The sequence below is a fragment of the Streptomyces sp. CBMA152 genome, from assembly GCF_014596475.1.
In the GTDB taxonomy this organism is placed as follows: domain Bacteria; phylum Actinomycetota; class Actinomycetes; order Streptomycetales; family Streptomycetaceae; genus Streptomyces.
The window spans coordinates 194,996-211,773 of record NZ_MECJ01000033.1 but is presented as its reverse complement, the minus strand read 5'-3'; the positions used below and the strand labels follow the sequence as shown (position 1 = coordinate 211,773).

Here is a 16,778-nt window from a genome sequence, read left to right as displayed (position 1 = left end):
TCACCGGAGGGTAGTCATGTCCACGATCGTGATCGTCGTTCTGATCGCGGTGTCCGTCGTCGTGCTCGCCGCCGTCGCGCTCCTCGTCGTACGGGGTACGGCGGCGGGCGGGCGCGGGCTGCGACGGCGTTTCGGCCCCGAGTACGACCGGGCGGTCGTCCTGCACGACGGGGATCGCCGCGCGGCCGAACGCGAGCTCGGCGAGCGGCTGAAGCGGCACGGTTCGCTCGCGGAGCGGCCGATGCCGGTCGAGGTGCGTGAGCACTACCTCGTCCGCTGGGCGGGGATCCAGGAGCAGTTCGTCGACTCGCCCCGGCATGCGACGGAGGAGGCCGACAAGTTGATGGCGCGGCTCGCTGAGGAACGGGGTTTCCCGGCGGCGAAGGCGTACGACGACCAGATCGCGGCGCTGTCCGTGCACCACGCCGGTCGCCTCGACGGCTACCGCCGGGTGCATCGGGCGGCTCGGGGCGCGGCCGACACCGAGGAGATGCGCGAGGCGATGATCGAGGCGCGCACGCTGTTCGAGGAGCTGCTGACGGCTGGGCCCCGGCATGCGGCCAAGCGGGGTGCGGCGTGATGCGGGGCGAGGAGTACGGCGCGGTGGATGCGGGGCCGGGGCCGTTCCCGGTCGACCCCGCGTCGGGCTCGGGCTCGGCTCCGGTCGGCCCCGTGGAGGCCTCGGCCTCGGCCCAGGGTGAGTCGCCTGTGCCGCCTCCGCGGCCTGAGCTGTCGCCTGTTGCTCTGCTCCCCACGGAGGAGCGGGACAAGTGGGCGCTGCGGTTGCACCGGGCGGTGAGTGGGTTCGTGGATGAGCCTCGGCAGGCTGTGTCCGAGGCGGATGCGGTGCTGGGGGAGGTCGTCGCGCGTCTTCCCGACCTCGTCCGCGAGCGCCGGGCCGTGGCCTCCGGCAAGGCCGACACGGAGGAGTTGCGGCTGGCCCTGCGGGAGTGCCGTGCGCTTACGGAGCGGTTGCTGGAGCTGTAGCTTTCCCCACCCCGCCCCTTCCCGAAAGCCCTTGGCGGGCGGCCGGGTGGTGGGCGAGGCCGGTCTCCCGGGGGCTACGCCCCCGGACCCCGTTCTTCGGCTGACCGCCGGTGGGGGCTGGTCGCGCAGTTCCCCGCGCCCCTAAAGGAGGGCCCGAAGGGCCCATCAAGGGGCGCGGGGAACTGCGCGAGTAACCCAGCACGGTCCGCTGGCGAAGAGATCCCCCGGAGGGTTTCGGGAAGGGGTGGGGTGGGGGCTCAGCCGTCAGGCCTTCGGGGCCGCCTGCTGGACCACTTCGAAGGACCACAGCGTGGAACCGGTGGCGGCGGGCTTCGGGCGCTCACCCTCGGCCGAGTCGCCCCCGCCGTGCGACGCACGCATCGTCGTAGACATCCACGCCTCGAAGTCCGCCTCGCTACGCCACCGCGTATACACCAGGTACTGGTCCGTCCCCTCGACCGGCCGAAGAAGCTCGAACCACTCGAAACCGTCGGAGTTCTCCACCGCCCCGGCCCGCGCAGCGAACCGCTGCTCCAGCACCTCGCGCTGCTCGCTGGGAACCGTCAGGACGTTGATCTTCACAATGCTCATGCCTCGACAATAACCACCCCGCCCCGCCGCCCCCGTTCCGGTACGTTGCGGATTCGCGCAAACGTGATTTCGGTCGAAACACCGATGACTGTCAGGCGAAATGGGGGTTGCCTGAGTCTTCTCATCCGGGTGGTGCAAGGCTCTAGGGATGCCGCCCCGGAGCCGGGGGCGGCGGGAACTCGACCAGAAGAACGGTGGGAGGTTCGGCGGGGCGTGGCGAAAGCGGAGCACGGCCAGCGCGGCAGCACGGTGGACACGGGGTCCGCCGACACCAGGATGAGCATGGCCCGGGTGGCCCTGTGGCTGGTCGCCGCAGTGCTCGCGATACGGCAGATGGCTCACGTCCTGCGGCTCCCACCGGGTCAACGGCTCACCGACCTGGAGACCTGGACCGGCGTCAACAGCGTCGACGGCGTCAATGGTGTTCTGCATGTGAAGGGCTCGCTCTACGACAAGGAACACTTCACCGGCACCCCGTTCGCCGGTTTAGTACTCAAACCGCTCACCCACTCCGCCGAGAAGGCGCTCGGCGTCGCCTGGACGTTCTCGACACTTCTCCTCGTCGCCGTGATCGGCGTCATCGTCGCCCGCGCCCTGCCGGGACCGATCTCGCGGCGCAGCCAGCTGCTCGCCGCGCCCGTCGCCATCAGCCTGTTGATGGTCTCGCTGCCCGTCCGCAACGCCCTCACCACCGGCCAGACCAGCATCATCCCGGTGCTCCTCGTCCTGCTCGGCTGTTTCGCCGTACGGGGTGAACGCGGGTCCGGGGTCCTCATCGGCATCGGCGCCGCCCTCCAGCCGACCGTGCTGCTCTTCGTCCCGCTGCTCTGGCTCACCGGACGCAGACGCGCGGCCGTCACCACCGCCGGGACCTTCGCCGCCGCCACCGCCCTGACCTGGGCGGTCATGCCGCACGACTCCTGGACGTACTGGGTGCACCATGTGGCGGGCGCGGGGCTCGGCGCGCGCGCCGACAGCCTCGCCAACCAGTCGCTGCACGGCGCGCTGCTCCGGCTCGGCCTGGAGGGGCCGTTGGAGATCGCGCTGTTCCTGGTGCTCGCCGCCGCCGTCATCTTCCTCGGGCTGCGCCGAGCGGTCCGCTACGCGCGCGACGGCCAACTCCTCCTCGCCGTCGCCCTCACCGGCTGCGTCGCGGTCGCCGTCTCGCCGACCGCCTGGCAGCACCAACTGCTGTGGGTGCTGCTCGCGATGGTCGGCCGGGTCGGAGCCAAGGCCCGCGACCGGCTGGCGTGGCCCGCCGTCGTCGTCCTCGTCATGACGCTGCCGGGCACGGTCCTGCTGCCGAACATGTCGGCGCTGTACGCGATACGTGACAACGTTCCCCTCATCACGGCGCTCGTCGCCGCGTGCGCCGTCCCGTTCCTTCCGCGCACCTCCAAACACTTCCGCGCGCCGATCCCCACGGAGTACGGGACGTCGGCCCCGGCGCGCTGGGCCAAAGTCCCGCTGCTGCCGTTCTGGCGCCGGGTGTTGAGCCGCCCGAACCTGCTGATGGAACTGCTGGTCATCCGCGTCGGCTACTCCGCGTACTCGCACATCCGCCTCGCCGCGAGCGCCGGGCGCGAGACGGCGGAGGCGCACGGCCGGACCGTCGTGTCGATCGAGCGCGCGCTCCACATCGACATCGAGCACTGGGCGAACCACTCGATCCAGCACGCGAAATGGCTGCTGTCGTTCTTCAACTTCTACTACGAGACGTTCCACTTCATCGTCCCGCTGACGATCCTGGGCGTCCTGTACGTACGCCGCCCGGCCGACTACCGCTGGGCCCGCTCCGCCCTCGGCTTCGCGACGCTGCTCGGCCTGGTCGGCTTCTGGCTCTTCCCGCTGGCGCCGCCGCGCCTGATGCCGGGCATGGGGTTCATCGACACGGTCCACGGCCCGCAGGATCTGGCGAACCCGGAGTACGGCCCGATGACGCAGGTCACCAACCAGTACGCGGCGATGCCGTCGCTGCACTTCGGATGGTCCCTGTGGTGCGGCATCGTGATCGCGGTGGTGGCGCCGAAGCTGTGGATGAAGGCCCTTGGCCTCCTACATCCTCTCTTCACGGTCTGCGCGATCATCACCACCGCCAACCACTGGGTCCTCGACGCGATCGGCGGCGCGACGGTCGTCGGCGCGGGCTTCGCCCTCGTCCACGTACTGGCCGGGCCGCGCGGGATTCAGCTGCCGGACCTGCCCGGGCCCAGGGCCGCGACATGGGGCGGCAAGGCGATGCCGGCGGGCAGAGCCGGGTCGGGCTCCGGCGCGTCGAAGTAGCTCCGCATCGGTATCACCCCGGCCCACAGCCCGAGTTCACCGTCCGGCCCGTCCCCGTCCTGGGGCGGGCCGGACGCCGTCTTCACGGACGCCTCGTCCAGCGAGAGCGCGAGCAGCGAAGTGGCCGCGAGTTCCTTGCGGTTGGGCCGGCGCGCGTACTCCCACTGCCCCGGCGCGCACTGCTCGGTCACCACCCGCAGCCCGTGCAGCAGCTCGTCCCCGTCCGCGATCAGCCGGGGCACGGCGTACACCATGGCGCTGCGGTAGTTGACCCCGTGCTCGAACACCGACCGCGCGAGCACGAGCCCGTCGATGTGCGTCACGGTCACGCAGACGGTGGCGTCAGGCGCCTGTACGAGGCTACGACTGGCCACGGACCCATGCACGTACAACGTCCGCGTCCCGAAGTCGACCCCGTACACGGTCGGCACGACCATCGGCACCCCGTCGACGACGACGCCGAGATGACAGACGAACCCGGCGCGAAGGATCGCGTCGAGGTCGGCCACGCTGGTACTGCCCTGCTCCCGCAGCCGCCGATGCCGCGTGCGCTCGGTGACCGCGAGCTGCTGATTCTGTTCCTGGGTGCTCATTCCCCCACCGATCCGGTTGAGATCATGTTCGATCTCAACTGTTTCAGTCGCAGGAGGGTTCATCAAGGTCTATTACGGAGCGGACGGGGAGCGCGGTCGAGGAAGCGGGCGGTGGCGTCCCGCACTCGAACCAGATCGTCTTGCCCGTCTTCGTCAGGCCGGGGGAGACGCCCCACTTGTCGACGACCGCGTCGAGCAGGACCAGGCCCCGGCCCGACTCGTCGTCGTCCGACGCGGTTCTGGGGAGCGGCAGTTGCGGGAAGCCGTCCGACACCTCGACCCGTACGCCGTGGGGCGTGCGCCTGAGCTTCAACACGCAGTAGCGGTCGGGCACATGGCGCACCACGTTCGCGAGCAGTTCGGTCACGGCGAGCTCCGCCGCCTCCGACAGCTCGGGCATGGCCCACTGGGCGAGGTGGGTACGGACGATCCTGCGTACATGGCGGGCTGAGTGCGCGCCGACCGTGAAGCGCATGCCGTACTGGGAATTGTCGTTCACGGTACGAGCGTGCCGCGTGATGGCTACTCTCGGCTACGGAACGAATACAACCCGCTTGAAAGTAAGCGGAGTTGAGCCCGAGGAGGTACCCGCCGTGGTCCACATCAACGTCCTCGACCCGAGCGCGTCGCCGCTCGACTACTACGGATACGAGCTGCGCCGCTACCGCGAGGCGGTCGGGCTCACCCAGAAACAACTGGGCGCGATCATCTCGTACACAGGCTCACTCATCGGTCAGATCGAGACGGCGCGGAAGCTGCCGACGTCGGACTTCAGTGAGCGCGCGGACATCGCGCTCGGGACTGGCGGACTGCTGTCCCGGCTGTTGCCGCTCGTGCTACGAAGCCAACTTCCCGCTTGGTTTCAGCAGGTTGCGGAGCTGGAGTCGCGAGCGATCGAGATCGACACCTTTCAAACGCACATGGTGCATGGACTGCTCCAGACCAAGGCGTACGCGCGTGCGGTGCTCGGTGCGGTGGATGCCGCCAAGCTGGACGATCGGACGACGGTCCGACTCGCTCGGCAGCGGATCCTGCAGAAGGAGAAGCGCCCGGTGCTGTGGGCGATCCTCGGAGAGGCGGCGTTGCGCCAGGACATCGGTGGGGCGGGCGTGATGCGAGAACAACTTGAGCGCCTGTTGAGTTACGAGAACGTCCCGCAAGTCAACATCCAGGTGCTGCCGTACGAGGTCGGGGCCCATGCCGGGCTGCAAGGTTCCTTCACCGTCTTCCGCTTCTCCGATGACCCTGCGATCGTCTACACCGAGGGCTACGGGATGGGGCACCCAACGGCCAACCCGGATATCGTCAAGGAGTGTTCCCTCTATTACGATCACCTCCAGGCAGCCTCCTTGTCTTTGCGGGACTCGGCAGAGCTGATCCGGCAGGTGATGGAGGAACGCTATGGCGAGCAACCACTCGGAGCTGGCGGACGCCCAGTGGCGTAAGTCGAGTTACAGCGGTAACCAGGGCGGTGAGTGCGTCGAGTGCGCCACCCTCCACGGTGCCGCCTGGCGCAAGTCCTCGTATAGCGGTGACCAGGGCGGCGAGTGCATACAGATCGCCGACCTCCCCCACGCCGTAGCCGTCCGCGACTCCAAGAATCCAGACGGCCCGGCGATCATGTTCACTCCCGCCGCGTTCGGCGCGTTCGTGCGGTCCGTTACGGCGTGACCTGAAGTTCCTTGATGCCGTTCAGCCAGGCCGAGCGCAGGCGGCGTGGGGCGCCCGCGAGGGTGAGGTTGGGCAGGGCGTCGGCGATGGCGTTGAAGATCAGGTTGATTTCGAGGACCGCCAGCGACTTGCCCAGGCAGAAGTGCGGGCCTCCGCCGCCGAAGCCGAGGTGCGGGTTCGGGTCGCGGAGGATGTCGAACTTCTCTGGCTGAGCGAATAGTTCGGGGTCGTTGTTCGCCGACGAGTAGAACAGGCCTACCCGGTCGCCCGCCTTGATCTTCTGGCCGCCGAGTTCCGTGTCCTGTGTCGCCGTACGCTGGAAGGACACCACCGGCGTCGCCCAGCGCACGATCTCCTCGGCCGCCGTCTCGGGGCGTTCGCGTTTGTAGAGTTCCCACTGGTCGGGGTGGGTGAGGAACGCGTGCATGCCATGGCTGATGGCGTTGCGCGTCGTCTCGTTGCCCGCGACGGCGAGCAGGATGACGAAGAAGCCGAACTCGTCGGCCAGCAGGTTGCCTTCGCCCTCGGCCGCGACCAGCGTCGACACGATGTCCTTCGCCGGACACTCCTTGCGCGCCGCCGCGAGGTTCATCGCGTACGACACGATCTCCATGGCGGCCTCGGCGCCGATCTCCTCGGTGATGGCGTACTCGGGGTCGTCGTACGCCGCCATCTTGTTGGACCAGTCGAAGATCTTCGTACGGTCCTCCTGCGGGACGCCGATGAGTTCGGCGATGGCCTGGAGGGGGAGTTCGACGGCGATGTTGGTGACGAAGTCGAAGGAGTCGCGGCCCTTGGAGGCGGCGAGGGCCGTGTCGACTATGCGGCGGGCGCGGTCCCGTAGCGCGCCCTCCAGCGAGCGGATCGCGCGGGGGGTGAAGCCGCGCTGGACGATCTGGCGGACGCGGGTGTGCTCCGGCGGGTCCATGTTCAGCATGATCAGCCGCTGGACCTCGATCTGGTCGCGGCTGATGTTCTCGTTGAAGCGGATGACGGCCGTGTTGGTGGTGGAGGAGAACAACTCCGGGTGCGTGGACACGTATTTGACGTCGGCGTGCCGCGTCACCACCCAGTAGCCGTCGTCGCCGAAGCCGGCGATGCCGTGCGGCTGCGGGCACCAGAGGACCGGGGCCGTCTGCCGGGCCTCGGCGAACTCCGGGTACGGGACGCGGGCCTGGAGCAGGTCGGGGTCGGTGAAGTCGAACCCCTCGGGAAGGTGGGGGCAGCGCATCGGCAACTCCATCTGCATCTGGTCGCCACTTGTCTGACGACCCATCAGAATTTGACTGAAAGGTAGTAACGGGTTCTACAAGTGGCAAGGGGCGGTACGGGATCCGTTGCGGGCGCGGGAGCGCGTGTGGTGCGTGCACAACCCTTGCGTACCGGGGGTAAGTCTCACCAGACTGCACTGAGAACTAGAACGCGTACTAGTTCGACCTGATCCGATCTGATTCGATCTTGTCCGGTCGCCGTGGCGGCTCCGGGAGGCCCCCGGCGACTGCGTGAGGAGAGGACGAGCTCATGGCCGCGGAACCCGTCATCGTCGAAGCCGTACGCACGCCGATCGGCAAGCGCGGGGGCGCGCTCGCCAATCTCCATCCCGCCTATCTGCTGGGCGAGACCTACCGTGAACTGCTCGGCCGTACCGGGATCCACGCCGACTGCGTCGAGCAGATCGTCGGCGGTACGGTCACCCACGCCGGCGAGCAGTCCATGAACCCCGCGCGCAACGCGTGGCTGGCGATGGGACTGCCGTACGAGACGGCGGCGACCACCGTGGACTGCCAGTGCGGGTCGTCGCAGCAGGCCAGCCATATGGTCGCGAACATGATCGCGGCGGGGGTGGTGGATGTGGGCATCAGCTGCGGGGTGGAGGCGATGTCGCGCGTACCGCTGGGGTCCGGGTCCAAGCACGGGCCGGGCAAACCGTTCCCGGACGAGTGGAACGTGGATCTGCCCAACCAGTTCGAGGCGGCCGAGCGGATCGCCCGTCACCGGGGGCTGACGCGGGAGCGCGTCGACGCGCTCGGGCTGCGGTCGCAGGAGCGGGCCGCGGTGGCGTGGGGCGAGGAGCGCTTCAAGCGGGAGACGTTCGCGGTGCAGGTGCCGACGACGGAGGAGGAGCAGGCGGCCGGTCAGGGCATGTGGCGGCTCGTCGACCGGGACGAGGGGTTGCGGGACACGTCACTGGAAGCGCTGGCGCGGCTGAAGCCGGTGATGCCGACGGCGGTGCATACGGCGGGGAACTCGTCGCAGATCTCGGATGGTGCGTCCGCGATCATGTGGGCGTCGAAGCGGATGGCGCGGGCGCTGAAGCTGCGGCCCCGGGCGCGGATTGTGGCGCAGGCGCTGGTGGGGGCGGATCCGCACTTCCATCTGGACGGGCCGATCGATGCGACGCGCGCTGTCCTGGGCAAGGCGGGCATGTCCCTACGGGACATCGACCTGGTCGAGATCAACGAGGCGTTCGCGTCCGTGGTGCTGTCGTGGGCGCAGGTCTTCGACCAGGATCTGGAGAAGGTGAACGTGAACGGTGGCGCCATTGCCCTGGGGCATCCGGTGGGGGCGACGGGGGCGCGGCTCATCACGACGGCGCTGCATGAACTGGAGCGGCGGGATCGGGAGTTCGCGCTGGTGACGATGTGTGCGGGGGGTGCGCTGGCTACGGCGACGATCATCCAGCGCCTGTAGGAGGACTCCCGGGGCTGCGCCCCCGGACCCCCTGTTTTTCCGCGGACCGTGCTGGGTTGCTCGCGCAGTTCCCCGCGCCCCTTAATGGGCCCTTCGGGCCCTCCTGGGGGCGCGGGTGAACTCAGCTGCTGGCACGTGCGGCTCAGTACCAGCTGTTCTGCTGCCAGAAGTTCCAGGCGCCGCACGGGCTGCCGTAGCGGGAGTTCATGTAGTCCAGGCCCCACGCGATCTGCGTCGCGGGGTTGGTCTGCCAGTCGGAACCCTTGGCGGCCATCTTGGAGCCGGGCAGCGCCTGGACCAGACCGTACGCACCGCTCGACGGGTTCGAGGCGTGGACGTTCCAGCCGGACTCGTGCTTGACGATGTTGCTGAAGCACTGGAACTCGGCCGAGCTCGAAATCATCTGCTTGGCCACGTCCTGGGCGCCCATCGGGGCGGCCTGGGCGGGGACAGCGGCCACCGCGACACCGGCGGCGGCGAGCAGCGTGGCAGCACCGGCGGCGATGGACTTCTTACGGGCGGCGATACGAGCGGCGAACGACACAGAGCGACCTAACGTCGGGGACATGGGCGTCGCGGGCAGGCGGCAGCTCCGGAGAGCATGCGGATGCTCCTCGGGAGAAGCGGGGGTTCGTCCTGCGTGGGCTTCCGCGGCCCGGTGACGGGCCAGGCGGTGCCCGGCGACTGGACCAGTTTTAGCGACCCGCACACCCCGCCGCAACGACCCCTTTTACTAGTCGTCCTCGCATCGGGGGCGGAACGGCCCCGGTCGGTGGGTGGGGAGGACTGCCTGGTCAGGTGCCTTGTTTGTGGGCTTATGTGGGGGGTGTAAAGGCTACTATTCCGGGTCGTGCAGGACTAAGGGCCTGTGGGGGGCCTCACCCCGTGGGACCCCCCTCGGACCCCGTAAATGTGACCTGGGCCTCGAAGTTGGCGCGTCGGGTGGCCCTGCGTAGTGCCTTCAGCACGGTCGAGCCGAGTGCGAACGTGAGCACCGTCGTCAGCACCGCGCGGCCCAGGTCCCAGCCGAGCGACGTGGTCGCGCAGTACGCCGCGAAGCGCAGCAGGTTCTCGCCCAGCGGGTCGCCCGGGTGGAAGGAGATCCCGGACGACATCCCGCCGATGTACGTCCAGCCCTGCAGATTCATGACCGTGCCGTACGCGAACGACGCCACGAAGCCGTAGAGGGCGAGGAGGGCCAGTTCCGCCCGGCCTCGGAGCCGGTGCCTGCCGGGGAGCAGCCCGGCCCCCATCGCGAACCAGCCCATCGACAGCATCTGGAACGGCATCCAGGGGCCCACACCCCCCGTGAGCAGCGCGGACGCGAACATCGTGACCGCGCCGAGCACGAAGCCGAAGCCGGGTCCTAGGACTCTGCCGCTCAGCACCATGAGGAAGAACATCGGCTCCAGGCCCGCCGTACCCGCCCCCAGTGGGCGTAGCGCCGCGCCCACCGCCGCGAGCACGCCGAGCATCGCGACGGCCTTCGCGTCCATGCCGTTGTCCTCGTCCGCGATGGTGGCGACCACCACACCCACGAGGAGCGGCAGCAGCGCGGCGAAGAGCCAGGGGGCGTCCTGGGAGTGGGCGAGCCCGGAGTCCCCGTCGGCGAGCAGGGGCCAGCCGAAGGCGGCGACGCCTATGGCTGTGATGAGGGTGAGGGCCGTGGCGGCCCGTGGGCCGACTCTTATCGCTTTGACCTGGCGGTCCTCGGGCTCGGTGGTCATGTCAGGGCCTTCTTCACCTGCGACACCGTGAGCCATGACTCCGGGGCCAGGATCTTCGCCACCTGGGGGGCGAAGGACGGGGACGAGACGACCACGTCCGCCGTCGGGCCGTCCGCGACGACCTCGCCGTCGGCCAGGATCACCACCCGGTGGGCGATCTCCGCGGCCAGTTCCACGTCGTGGGTGGCCAGGATGATCGCGTGGCCCTCGGCGGCGAGGGTGCGCAGGACGTCGGCGAGGCGGGCCTTCGCCGCGTAGTCCAGACCTCGGGTCGGCTCGTCGAGGAGGAGCAGCGGCGGGCGGCCCGTCAGGACGATCGCCAGCGCGAGCGCCAGGCGCTGGCCCTCGGAGAGGTCGCGGGGGTGGGTGTCGTCGGGGACGCCGGGGAGCAGGGCGGAGACCAGGTCGCGGCAGGTGCCGCCGGGTGCCTGGGCGTCCGCGTCGGCTGTCGCGCACTCGGCTGCGACCGTGTCCGCGTACAGCAGGTCGCGGGGCTCCTGCGGTACGAGGCCCACCTCGCGGATCAGGTCGCGCGGGGGTGTGCGGTGGGGGGTGCGGCCGTTCACCGTCACCGTGCCGGTGGTGGGTTCGATCATGCCGACGAGGGTGTTGAGGAGGGTGGATTTGCCTGCGCCGTTCCGTCCCATCAGCGCGACTGTTTCACCGGGGGTGACTGTGAGGTCTACGTGGCGTAGGGCCTCTATGCGGTCGCGGTGGACTGCGAGGTTTGTTACGGCGGCTGTGGGCGTTCCGCCGGGCGTTTGCTGCGTGCGTCCTCGGCGGAGGCGGGTCAGGGCTGCTCGGAGGCCGTTTTCCTGTGCGGGGCGGTTTTCCTGTGCGGGGCGCGGGGTGGGCACCCGGCCTTCGGCCGGGTTGTTGTACCCACCCGCTCCGCCCGTGCCAGGGATTGCGAAAGTACGGGTTTCCCCGTGGGGCGCCTTCGCCGTCGGCGGCTGCGGGACGTGGTGCGGTGCCTGCGCGGTGCCGGGTGCCGTCGGGGGGTGCGGGACGTGCGCGGCGAGGGAGGCTCGGAGCTCTGTTGCCCTGCGGCGGGCGTCCCGTACCGACAGTGGGATCGGGGTCCAGCCCGCCAGGCGGGCCAGGGCCACCACCGGGGGGTGGACCGGGGACGTGGTCATGATTTCGGACGGGGTGCCCAGGACCGGGGGCTCGCCTCGGGACGGGAGGAGGATCACTCGGTCCGCGTACTGGATCACGCGTTCCAGGCGGTGCTCGGCCATCAGGACCGTCGTGCCCAGGTCGTGGACCAGGCGCTGGAGTACGGACAGGACCTCTTCCGCCGCCGCCGGGTCGAGCGCCGACGTCGGTTCGTCCAGGACCAGGACCTTGGGGTGCGGGGTCAGGACCGAGCCGATCGCCACGCGCTGCTGCTGGCCGCCGGAGAGGGTGGCGATCGGGCGGTCGCGGAGGTCGGCGAGGCCGAGGATGTCGAGGGTTTCCTCGACTCGGCGGCGCATCACGTGGGGGGCCAGGCCCAACGACTCCATGCCGTACGCGAGTTCGTCCTCGACCGTGTCCGTGACGAAGTGGGCCAGGGGGTCCTGGCCCACCGTGCCCACCACGTCGGCGAGTTCGCGGGGTTTGTGGGTACGGGTGTCGCGGCCGTCGACCGTGACGCGGCCGCGCAGGGTGCCGCCGGTGAAGTGGGGGACCAGGCCCGACACCGTACCGAGGAGGGTTGACTTGCCGACTCCGGACGGGCCGACCAGGAGGACCAACTCGCCCTCCGGGACGGTGAGTTGCGCGTTGTTGAGGGTGGGGGCCGCGGCGCCCTCGTACGTTACCGACACCCCTTCGAAACTGATCACTTCGGCTCCTTGGGGGTCGGGGTCGGCGCTGGGGCTATCGCTGCCGGGAGCAGGCCCAGGAGGATCGACAGCGCCGGCCAGAGCGGGAGGGTGGGGGCGGTCAGGGGGAGCACGCCGGGGTGCAGGGCCTCCGGTGCGTACGTACCCGCCCAGATCATCAGTACCGCCACCGCCGCGCCGGAAGCGGACACCAGCCAGGCGCGGGCGCCCCAGCGGTCGGGGCGGTAGCGGGTGCGGACCGAGCGGCGGCCCCCCAGGCGCAGGCCTGCGAGCGCGGCGGCGAGGCCGGTGAGCAGGACGGGGAGGCCGTAGCCCGCGCCTTCGGAGGCGAGGAGTCCGTACGTACCGGCGCAGACGCCGAGGAGTCCGCCGAGGGTGAGGACCGTGGTGGTGTGGCGGACTGCGGGCGGTACGTGCGCGGTGCGGCCGTAGCCTCGGGCGTCCATGGAGGCGGCGACGGCGACCGAGCGTTCGAGGGCGCCCTCCAGGACCGGGAGGCCGATCTGGAGGATCGCCTTGATGCCGCCGGTGGGGCGGCCGCGCAGTCTTCTTGCCGTACGGAGTCGTACGACGTCGGCGACCATGTTCGGCGCGAACGTCATCGCGACGACCACGGCGACGCCTGCCTCGTACAACGCGCCCGGGAGGGACTTGAGGAGGCGGGCGGGGTTGGCGAGGGCGTTCGCGGCGCCTACGCAGATGAGGAGCGTGGCCAGCTTGGCGCCGTCGTAGAGCGCGAAGAGCATGCCCTCGGCGGTGACGCGTCCGCCGATACGTATCCCCTTCGCCCAGTCGGGGAGGGGGGCCTCGGGGAGGGTGAGGAGGGTGTGGGTGCCGGGGATCGGGGAGCCGAGGGCGATGTTGAAGACGAGGCGGATGGCTACGACGGCCAGGCCGAGTTTGATGAAGGCGGTGTACGAGCGGGCCCAGGGCGCGTCCGTCTTGCGGGCGGCCACTACGTAGCCGGCGACGGTGACGAGGAGACCCAGGAGGAGGGGGTTGGTGGTCCTGGACGCGGCCGTGGCAAGGCCGAGCGCCCAGAGCCACCAGGCGGCGGGGTGGAGGGCGTTGGCTCTGCTGGCGTAGGGGGTGCGGGGTGCCCGTGGGGCGCGGGGAGCCTGGGGTCGGCGCTCGGCCGCGGGCCGGTGGGTGGACACCCGGCCTTCGGCCAGGTCGTCGTACCCACCCGCTCCGCCCGTGCGAGGGGTTGCGATGGTGCGAGGCCTCTCGTGGGGCGCCTTCGCCGTCGGCGGCTGCGGACCGCGGGCGGGCACCCGGCCTTCGGCCGGGTTGTCGCTCCCACCCGCACCACCCGTCTCGGTGAGTGGGTCGGTGCGGGATTCCCCGTGGGGCCCCCTCGCCGTCGGCGGCTGCGGACCGCGGGCGGGCACCCGGCCTTCGGCCGGGTCGGCCGAGTGCTGGTCGTACTCCGGTGATTCCTCGGGCATCTGCGGCCGTCGCGTCATCGCCTGCGGCGGCGGGATTGCCAGATTGCGGCTGCCGCCAGGGTCAGTACGGCTGCCAGGCCCGCCACGAGGCCCATCGACGGGCCGGAGTCCGAGGACTTCTTCGGTTCGGCGGAGGACTGGGCGGGGGCCGTTGTCCCGGTCTTGCCCGACACCTGCTCGCCGCACCCCGTCCTCGGGTACCCCGCGATCGCGCACAGCAGTGCCGCGCTGTTGTAGCGGAGCGGCTTGGCCACGGCGGCCAGGGCGTCGGCCGTGGTCGCGTCCTCGGACACCCGCGCGCACGCCGTACGCGCCGCCGGGGGCGTCTCGCCGCCCGGGGCGTCCTGCGGGGTGCCGAAGTCGATGACAAGGGCGATGCGCTTCTTGCCCGGCTCGGCCGGGGTCGCCGCGCACACCGCGTCGAACGACGGCGCCGAGCGCGGCTTCGAGGCGTCCTTGGAGTCCGCGCTCACGGCGAAGCGGAGGCCCTCGACGTCGCCGTCGGAGGGGTGCGCGGTGGCCGGGCCCTGGGTGGCGTACGTCCAGGTCGAGCCCTGGCCGTCCCAGAACGACCAGTAGCGGTACCCGGTCGCCTGGGCCGACGCCGCCCCCACGCCGACCGTCAGCGTGAGGGCGAGCGCGGCCACCACGGCGAGGCGCCGTACGTACGGCATCTGCCGTACGTACGGCATCCGTCGCGCGTACGGCATCACGGGCGCTGGTTCTTCTTGCGCGAGCTGACCAGGAAGCCCACGCCGATGCTCGCGACGAAGAACACGCCGACGATCCACCACACCGACGTGTTGGAGTCCTTCTTCTTCGTGGACTCGGCGGAGGGCTTCTGGGCGGCGGCGGACGCGTCGGACGCCGGGGCCGGGCCGGTCGCGTTCAGCTGCTTCACCAGGTCGGCGCCGCCGAAGTTCTTCGGGTCGGCGCCGGTGGCGTTGGCGGCGAGGACGAGCTGGGCGTACGCGGCCGGGCCGTTGTCCTTGGCCCACGCGGCGGTGTTCTTCTCCAGCCACGTAAGCGACTGCTTGGCCTGGTCGGCGAGGCCGTCGGTGGCCAGGGCGACGACGGCGTCGGCGGTGTTGCCGTAGTCGGGCTGGCTCTCGGCGCCCGGCATCGCGGAGTTGAGGTGGCCCGTCTTGGCCATGGTCTTCGCGAGGTACGCGGCGCCGTTGTGCGCGGCCTGCTCCGGCGTCGACGCCTTCTCGCACTCCGTGCCCTTGGCGTCGGGCTGACCGGCGGTGGCGGCGAGGCCCTTGCCGTGGGCGGCGGTGACGGCGGCGGCGCTGGCGTCACCGTTCGCGTACAGCTTTCCGGTCTTCAGGTCGCCCTGGTACGCGAACGCGCCGCTGCCCGGCGAGCTGTCGCACGGCAGCGCGAACGTGAGGAGCGCGTCCAGCGGCGACTTGCCGCCCTTCGCGGACTTGACGTCGGCCGGCTTCTCACCGGCGGCGGCGAGCGCGCCGATGACGACCGAGGTGGAGTTGGCGTCGCTCTTGCCGCCGGGGTTGAAGGCCCAGCCGCCGTCGTCGTTCTGGACGCTCTTGAGCCAGGAGACGCCCTTCTTCACGACGTCCTGCTGCCCGCCGAGCGAGACGAGGGCCTGGACGGCGGCCGAGGTGGCGTTGGTGTCCGGCATCGTCTTGGCGTCGCACGGCTTGGTGGCGTCGGCGCGGTACGAGGCGAACGCGCCGCTCTCGCACTGCTGGCCGGTGAGCCAGGTTATGGCCTGCGCGGCGGGCTTCACACCCACGGTGCTCTGGGCGAGCAGGGCGAGCGACTGACGCCAGACACCGTCGTACGTCGGGTCCTTGGTGCCGTACAGGCCCTGCGGGATCGTCGCCGGGGCGGAGGCGGACGGCGCGGTGCCGTCGGCGAATGCGGCCGGGGCGGCTCCGCCGAGGACGACGGTGGCGGCGGCGAGCGCTGCGGCGCAGCGGCGTGCGGTCATGGCGGGCGGTGCCTCTCCTGCGGGCCGGGCAGGCGCGCGGGCACGCGCTGGCTCCGGCTCCGTGTACCTCGACGGGGCCGGTCACCGACGTGCTTGCCGGTGACCCGAGCCGGCTCATGTCCGCCGGGGCGGTCCGGCTTACCGCCAGCGTTTTGCGGCGGATCACGGTTGCGGGTCAGCGCCGGGTTTGCACCGGCTTTCCCCCGTACGGGCATGGACGACGGGCCCACTGTACCGGGGGTGGTTCGGGGGCGGCGATGGCGGTTACCGCCTGGAGTCCCCCACCCCGCCCCTTCCCTGAACCCTCCGGGGGTGGGTGGGGGGTGAGATGTTCTCCCGGGGGCGGGGCCCCCGGCTCCCCGGCGGGGGCTGCGCCCCCTGCACCCCGCTTCGGGGCTGCGCCCCGGACCCCGCTGGGGGTGGGTGGGTCAGCGGGCTGCGGCCCGGGGGTGCCCGGTCGGGGTTGGGCGGGTAGGCGGGTTGCGCCCCGGACCCCGGTCGGGGGTGGGTGGGCAAGCGGGCTGCGGCCCGGGGTGGGCGGGGAGCGGGGCTGCGCCCCTGCACCCCCTCGGAACACCCGGCGACGTCCCTAGCCTGCCGGTACCCTGCGAGGCGTGGACGTATGGCCGCCGGAACTGGACCCGCTTCCCGAGCCCGAGCCTCTGGTGACGCCCGAGATCACCGAGGCTTCGTGCCGGAAGTGCGGTACGCGGGTGTCCGGCCTCGACGGCCGTTACGCGTGCGGAGTCTGCGGCTGGACCAACGACTGGTCCGAGGGACACCGCCCCCTGCCCAGCACGGAGGACGACCCCGACTATCCGGGCCCCGGAGCCTCACCCGTAAACCCGCTGGCCCGCTGAAGAACACCGCGCTCGCGCGTCATCTACCCGGAGTGGTGGGCAAGTTCAGCCTCTCCGGCGTTTGAGGAGTCGGCTCCGGGGTGTAGCCCCCGGGAGATCACCCTCCGCCCACCCCCGGAGGGTCTAGGTGAAGGGGCGGGG

The 16,778-nt window shown here is 70.8% G+C and carries 17 protein-coding genes and 1 riboswitch; of the genes, 7 read left to right on the top strand and 10 right to left on the bottom strand.

Annotated features, from left to right (window positions below; genetic code table 11):
* Positions 1 to 16: 16 nt before the first annotated feature.
* Positions 17 to 580 carry a hypothetical protein gene (locus BG418_RS33985; protein ID WP_188277908.1) on the top strand — a complete coding sequence of 188 codons (564 nt, stop codon included), beginning with the start codon at positions 17 to 19 and terminating at the stop codon, positions 578 to 580.
* Positions 580 to 987 carry a hypothetical protein gene (locus BG418_RS33980; protein ID WP_188277907.1) on the top strand — a complete coding sequence of 136 codons (408 nt, stop codon included), beginning with the start codon at positions 580 to 582 and terminating at the stop codon, positions 985 to 987. Before BG418_RS33985 ends, BG418_RS33980 begins: the two co-directional genes overlap by 1 nt.
* A 264-nt stretch (positions 988 to 1,251) precedes the next feature.
* On the opposite strand, the gene BG418_RS33975 is transcribed toward BG418_RS33980, so the two are convergent.
* Positions 1,252 to 1,578, bottom strand: coding sequence for an antibiotic biosynthesis monooxygenase (locus tag BG418_RS33975; protein ID WP_188277906.1), 327 nt, complete (start codon positions 1,576 to 1,578; stop codon positions 1,252 to 1,254).
* Between the two features lie 282 nt (positions 1,579 to 1,860).
* Here BG418_RS33975 and BG418_RS33970 point away from each other — a divergent pair, with 282 nt between their 5' ends.
* Entirely contained in the window at positions 1,861 to 3,861 is a 2,001-nt protein-coding gene (locus BG418_RS33970) for a bifunctional glycosyltransferase 87/phosphatase PAP2 family protein (RefSeq protein ID WP_188278328.1), read from the top strand.
* On the opposite strand, the gene BG418_RS33965 is transcribed toward BG418_RS33970, so the two are convergent.
* On the bottom strand, positions 3,765 to 4,454 hold the full coding sequence (locus BG418_RS33965) for a pyridoxamine 5'-phosphate oxidase family protein (protein ID WP_188277905.1): 690 nt from the start codon (positions 4,452 to 4,454) through the stop codon (positions 3,765 to 3,767). The genes BG418_RS33970 and BG418_RS33965 overlap by 97 nt on opposite strands.
* A 43-nt stretch (positions 4,455 to 4,497) precedes the next feature.
* Positions 4,498 to 4,929: an ATP-binding protein gene (locus tag BG418_RS33960; RefSeq protein ID WP_188278327.1), complete on the bottom strand. Its 432-nt coding sequence runs from the start codon at positions 4,927 to 4,929 to the stop codon at positions 4,498 to 4,500.
* Positions 4,930 to 5,047: 118 nt separating this feature from the next.
* On the opposite strand from BG418_RS33960, the gene BG418_RS33955 reads away from it, so the two are divergent.
* Together BG418_RS33955 and BG418_RS33950 are read left to right on the top strand one after the other, a co-directional pair.
* Complete coding sequence (locus tag BG418_RS33955; RefSeq protein WP_188277904.1) at positions 5,048 to 5,899, top strand: Scr1 family TA system antitoxin-like transcriptional regulator; 852 nt, start codon at positions 5,048 to 5,050, stop codon at positions 5,897 to 5,899.
* Entirely contained in the window at positions 5,856 to 6,125 is a 270-nt protein-coding gene (locus tag BG418_RS33950) for a DUF397 domain-containing protein (protein WP_188277903.1), read from the top strand. The genes BG418_RS33955 and BG418_RS33950 overlap by 44 nt, the downstream gene beginning before the upstream one ends.
* Here the strand turns inward: BG418_RS33950 and BG418_RS33945 are convergent.
* Positions 6,115 to 7,356 carry a cytochrome P450 gene (locus BG418_RS33945; protein WP_188278326.1) on the bottom strand — a complete coding sequence of 414 codons (1,242 nt, stop codon included), beginning with the start codon at positions 7,354 to 7,356 and terminating at the stop codon, positions 6,115 to 6,117. The two genes, BG418_RS33950 and BG418_RS33945, sit on opposite strands and share 11 nt — an antisense overlap.
* Positions 7,357 to 7,646: 290 nt before the next feature.
* On the opposite strand from BG418_RS33945, the gene BG418_RS33940 reads away from it, so the two are divergent.
* A complete protein-coding gene (locus BG418_RS33940) occupies positions 7,647 to 8,816 on the top strand; it encodes a steroid 3-ketoacyl-CoA thiolase (protein ID WP_188277902.1) in 1,170 nt (389 codons plus the stop codon).
* Between the two features lie 142 nt (positions 8,817 to 8,958).
* On the opposite strand, the gene BG418_RS33935 is transcribed toward BG418_RS33940, so the two are convergent.
* The 6 genes from BG418_RS33935 to BG418_RS33910 form a co-directional block, all read right to left on the bottom strand.
* A complete protein-coding gene (locus BG418_RS33935; RefSeq protein ID WP_188277901.1) occupies positions 8,959 to 9,384 on the bottom strand; it encodes a transglycosylase SLT domain-containing protein in 426 nt (141 codons plus the stop codon).
* A gap of 310 nt (positions 9,385 to 9,694) precedes the next feature.
* Positions 9,695 to 10,543, bottom strand: a complete 849-nt coding sequence (locus BG418_RS33930; RefSeq protein WP_188277900.1) for an ECF transporter S component — start codon at positions 10,541 to 10,543, stop codon at positions 9,695 to 9,697.
* On the bottom strand, positions 10,540 to 12,372 hold the full coding sequence (locus BG418_RS33925; RefSeq protein WP_188277899.1) for an ABC transporter ATP-binding protein: 1,833 nt from the start codon (positions 12,370 to 12,372) through the stop codon (positions 10,540 to 10,542). The genes BG418_RS33930 and BG418_RS33925 overlap by 4 nt, the downstream gene beginning before the upstream one ends.
* Positions 12,369 to 13,820 (bottom strand): energy-coupling factor transporter transmembrane protein EcfT, encoded by a 1,452-nt coding sequence (locus BG418_RS33920; RefSeq protein WP_399001354.1) that lies wholly within the window; start codon positions 13,818 to 13,820, stop codon positions 12,369 to 12,371. Before BG418_RS33920 ends, BG418_RS33925 begins: the two co-directional genes overlap by 4 nt.
* A 14-nt stretch (positions 13,821 to 13,834) precedes the next feature.
* Positions 13,835 to 14,530, bottom strand: a complete 696-nt coding sequence (locus BG418_RS33915; RefSeq protein ID WP_223185817.1) for an SCO2322 family protein — start codon at positions 14,528 to 14,530, stop codon at positions 13,835 to 13,837.
* Positions 14,530 to 15,777, bottom strand: coding sequence for a prenyltransferase/squalene oxidase repeat-containing protein (locus tag BG418_RS33910; protein WP_188277898.1), 1,248 nt, complete (start codon positions 15,775 to 15,777; stop codon positions 14,530 to 14,532). The genes BG418_RS33915 and BG418_RS33910 overlap by 1 nt, the downstream gene beginning before the upstream one ends.
* Before the next feature lie 130 nt (positions 15,778 to 15,907).
* A riboswitch (cobalamin riboswitch) is annotated at positions 15,908 to 15,980 on the bottom strand.
* 411 nt (positions 15,981 to 16,391) lie between these two features.
* Between BG418_RS33910 and BG418_RS33905 the strand changes: the two genes are divergently transcribed.
* Complete coding sequence (locus BG418_RS33905) at positions 16,392 to 16,637, top strand: hypothetical protein (protein WP_317453851.1); 246 nt, start codon at positions 16,392 to 16,394, stop codon at positions 16,635 to 16,637.
* Positions 16,638 to 16,778: the final 141 nt, after the last annotated feature.

Coding starts and splice junctions, on each gene's coding strand:
- BG418_RS33985 (WP_188277908.1), top strand. CDS start 17: ATGTCCACGATCGTGATCGTCGTTCTGATCGCGGTGTCCGTCGTCGTG.
- BG418_RS33980 (WP_188277907.1), top strand. CDS start 580: ATGCGGGGCGAGGAGTACGGCGCGGTGGATGCGGGGCCGGGGCCGTTC.
- BG418_RS33975 (WP_188277906.1), bottom strand. CDS start 1,578: ATGAGCATTGTGAAGATCAACGTCCTGACGGTTCCCAGCGAGCAGCGC.
- BG418_RS33970 (WP_188278328.1), top strand. CDS start 1,861: ATGGCCCGGGTGGCCCTGTGGCTGGTCGCCGCAGTGCTCGCGATACGG.
- BG418_RS33965 (WP_188277905.1), bottom strand. CDS start 4,454: ATGAGCACCCAGGAACAGAATCAGCAGCTCGCGGTCACCGAGCGCACG.
- BG418_RS33960 (WP_188278327.1), bottom strand. CDS start 4,929: ATGCGCTTCACGGTCGGCGCGCACTCAGCCCGCCATGTACGCAGGATC.
- BG418_RS33950 (WP_188277903.1), top strand. CDS start 5,856: ATGGCGAGCAACCACTCGGAGCTGGCGGACGCCCAGTGGCGTAAGTCG.
- BG418_RS33945 (WP_188278326.1), bottom strand. CDS start 7,356: ATGCGCTGCCCCCACCTTCCCGAGGGGTTCGACTTCACCGACCCCGAC.
- BG418_RS33940 (WP_188277902.1), top strand. CDS start 7,647: ATGGCCGCGGAACCCGTCATCGTCGAAGCCGTACGCACGCCGATCGGC.
- BG418_RS33935 (WP_188277901.1), bottom strand. CDS start 9,384: ATGTCCCCGACGTTAGGTCGCTCTGTGTCGTTCGCCGCTCGTATCGCC.
- BG418_RS33930 (WP_188277900.1), bottom strand. CDS start 10,543: ATGACCACCGAGCCCGAGGACCGCCAGGTCAAAGCGATAAGAGTCGGC.
- BG418_RS33920 (WP_399001354.1), bottom strand. CDS start 13,820: ATGCCCGAGGAATCACCGGAGTACGACCAGCACTCGGCCGACCCGGCC.
- BG418_RS33915 (WP_223185817.1), bottom strand. CDS start 14,530: ATGCCGTACGCGCGACGGATGCCGTACGTACGGCAGATGCCGTACGTA.
- BG418_RS33910 (WP_188277898.1), bottom strand. CDS start 15,777: ATGACCGCACGCCGCTGCGCCGCAGCGCTCGCCGCCGCCACCGTCGTC.